Source organism: Bacillus mobilis (genome assembly GCF_001884045.1).
Classification (GTDB): Bacteria; Bacillota; Bacilli; order Bacillales; family Bacillaceae_G; genus Bacillus_A; species Bacillus_A mobilis.
On record NZ_MACF01000127.1, the window covers coordinates 1 to 3,234 of the forward strand.

Consider the following 3,234-nt stretch of genomic DNA (forward strand, 5'->3'; position numbering starts at 1 on the left):
AATATAGCATATGCTTATCCTTTTTAATATGCATCTAGCAAAAACACAGTTTCTATAAATGTGCTGTTCTAAGTTCATTCTCTCCTTGTTTTTGGGTGTGAGTGCTGGCTGGGGGTTTGGGGGCTAGCCCCCTGGATCTTAACGTAAATGAATATGGAATAAGCGGATTGTTTAGAACGATAGAGCAAGGCGGTTCGGCAGGTACAATTGCTAGTCCAAGTCGAACAATCTAAATCCTCGTTTTTGGTCTGTTCGGCTTGGCGACATGCTCACACCTGCCGAATTTCACTATGCAATAGCAAAAGAGTGGAGATTTTTTGAATGGTTTTCTCAAAAAATACTACTCGACTATTGCATAGTGAAAAGCCCTTTTAAATTTTATAAAATAATAGAATAGAAGGGAGAACATAGGTTGAACCGTTGATATGACTGGATTTCTAGGAAAATACTATAATTTGTGGGATTATAAGTTATAATTTGTGGGATTATAACCGTAATTTGTGGAGTTATATACCGTAATTTGTGGAGTTATAAATTAAATTTATTTTTTATATCATTTATAATTTGTGGGATTATAAATGTGAAATCCTATAAAAAATATTGCACTTTTAAAATACCCGATTTATAATTTAATTAAATTATAAATCGGGTAGGAGGTAGATTTGATGCAACCGGAAAGACCCTTGAAAAAAGTTTCTAAAGTTACAAAAAATAAAATAATAGATATAAATACTGGTGAAATTCAAGAAGAAGAAGAAATTATAAATGCTTATATCGACAAAGAACCAGACTACGTAAAAATATATTTAAAAGATATTGTAGCCTTAAATGATTTACCTAAAGGTTTAGATAGAGTTATTAACGTTTTATTAAAAGTAATGTCTTATGACAATATGATCATTCTAAATAGCTTTATAAAAAAACAAATGGCACAAGAACTAGGATATAAAACAGTACAAGTTCTTAATAACAACATCAACAAACTTGTAAATGCAGAAATTCTTTTTAGAAAAGGTACTGGTACATATCAAGTAAATGCTCGTTATTTTGGTCGTGGCCATTGGCACGATATACAAGAAATCCGATTACAACAAGTCTATTCAACTAAAGGAAGAGAGCTTAAAACAGAAATAACATACAAAAACGACGAACCGTCTCAGAATTAATTCTGAGACGGTTTTAACGTTCCATGTTATATCCACGTTGTTTCTTAATTTCTTTCTTATATTCACAATCAAATTGATTATCTACACCTTTTATATCCAATTCATTCTTAACAAGTCCTCTAAACGCTTTAAAATGCTCTCCAAGGACTTTTTTCGTATTGTGGTATAAAACCTTTACATTTTCCTTTAAATCTTTTACATGGGCTTTTAACGAGCTTATTTCCTTACGTAATTCTCTATTCTTCTCATACAAATCTGTATTCTCATTAATAGCTTTAACATAACCATCGGCTAAACTATCAACTCTATCATGTAATTCTTTGTTTTCTTTAACTAAATCTGTACGCTGCAAACGCTCATAATCTTCCTTTACGAAATTTGCATCGCTTAGAACTTTTTGCATCCTTCTCATTTCACTATCAGAAACAATCCAATTCCCAGTTTCTGTAGTTACTGTTTCTGATTTTAAAAAACCTGTTTTTACAACCTCTGTTTTTTTCTCTTTTCCTTTTACTTTGATATTAATTTTTGAAGGGAGTGCTTCACTCAAATTCAGAAACTCATTTTTTTTACTTTCCAATTCTTTATCTAATGATTGAATTTTCCCCTCTAACTCTCTTTCTTTGACCTTTACTTCCGCATCCATTACATCTTTTTGTTTCTGTATTTCTTCAGAATACCTTTTCAAATCTTTAACCGTATCAACGCCAATCGTTTTATCGTTTAAAATACCTTCTTTGTAGATTTGTGGTATTTCTTTTTTCAAAAACTCATCTAAATCTTGGTGAAATGTTTTTAAATCTTTTCTTGTTAAAACTTCTTTAGCTGAAACCTTTGCCTGTTGCTTTTTCTCGTCCCAAACAACAGGCATAAAAGCAAAATGCATATGCGGTCTTGTTTCGTCATTATGTACATTGGCTGACAACACATTTTTTTCACCACCATAACGGTTCGCTAAAAATTCATAGGTTTTCTCAAAAAATTCACGTTGTTCCTTCTCAGAAGCATCTTTCAAACTTTCCGGTAATGTAACAGCCCAATCTGCACAGACTTTTACATCTTTTCGATTCAAGCAATGCACTTCACTTAACCGATCATTCATGCGTGAAAGTGTATCTCCTTCTTTTTCACATAAATCATAATTCAAATGTGACCGTTCATTATCAATGTCTTGATTCGAATGATTTTCTGTTTTTCTGTCCCAGTGGATGGACAATCCTTGAACATTTCCTTTTGCATATTTTTGAACGTGAGCCATGAGCAAGACCCCCCCTTTTGGTAACTAGTTTAACATGGGGATAGAAGAAAAACCAAATTTGGTCTAGCACGTTATACCAAATTTCATTTGGACGTGCTCTGCGAGGCTCTTTGGCTCCGCCAAGCCATGCTTTGCCTGGCAAAAAACAAACCTTGGGCTTTGCCCAAACCCACTGGGGAAACTCTTCCCCAGACCCCCTCAATCAAACTCCCCAACCCCTCAATCCTTGAGGGGCTCCCTCGCCGGTTAGCAGGAACAAACGATTGTTTGTTCAATGCCAAGAGGGTTTGGGTGTAGTACGGTTGGTCAAGTCAAATACTCCCTTCGCTTTGCTAGGTCCGTTTTGATTGACCAACACCCTTTTTTCCTATAACAGGTTTTTAGCTACTACACCAAGTACTCCTGTTAACAATCCGCTTATGATCAATCGTAAAATCCATGTAGTATTTGCACTAATTTTATCTAATTGTTTATTAATAGTTAAAACATCCTTTTCAGCTACTAATATTCTTACTTCTAAACTTTTCATATCATGTTGTATAGCTTTTAAATCTAGATTCATTTGATTAAAATCTTTTTCTAGTTCCTCCAATTTTGTCATATAACATACTTCTCCTTTTAAATTAATTTTAAATATATTATATGTATATGGTAATTAGAGAATAATGATATAAAAAGAGAACTCAAATCTATTATTAAGATTTAAGTTCTCTTTAAAGATAAGGGAATTATACGAAAGCGTAATATAGCATATGCTTATCCTTTTTAATATGCATCTAGCAAAAACACAGTTTCTATAAATGTGCTGTT

3 protein-coding genes are annotated in these 3,234 nt (G+C 33.0%); 1 reads left to right on the forward strand and 2 read right to left on the reverse strand.

Going from position 1 to position 3,234, the window contains the following annotated elements:
* The first annotated feature begins 665 nt into the window (after positions 1-665).
* Positions 666-1,166, forward strand: a complete 501-nt coding sequence (locus BAQ44_RS24375) for a replication/maintenance protein RepL (protein WP_001182216.1) — start codon at positions 666-668, stop codon at positions 1,164-1,166.
* A gap of 13 nt (positions 1,167-1,179) precedes the next feature.
* Here BAQ44_RS24375 and mobV read toward each other — a convergent pair whose 3' ends face one another.
* Both mobV and BAQ44_RS24385 read right to left on the reverse strand, forming a co-directional pair.
* Positions 1,180-2,424, reverse strand: coding sequence for a MobV family relaxase (mobV, locus tag BAQ44_RS24380; RefSeq protein WP_000951644.1), 1,245 nt, complete (start codon positions 2,422-2,424; stop codon positions 1,180-1,182).
* Between the two features lie 367 nt (positions 2,425-2,791).
* A complete protein-coding gene (locus BAQ44_RS24385) occupies positions 2,792-3,025 on the reverse strand; it encodes a hemolysin XhlA family protein (protein ID WP_046199669.1) in 234 nt (77 codons plus the stop codon).
* Positions 3,026-3,234 lie beyond the last annotated feature (209 nt).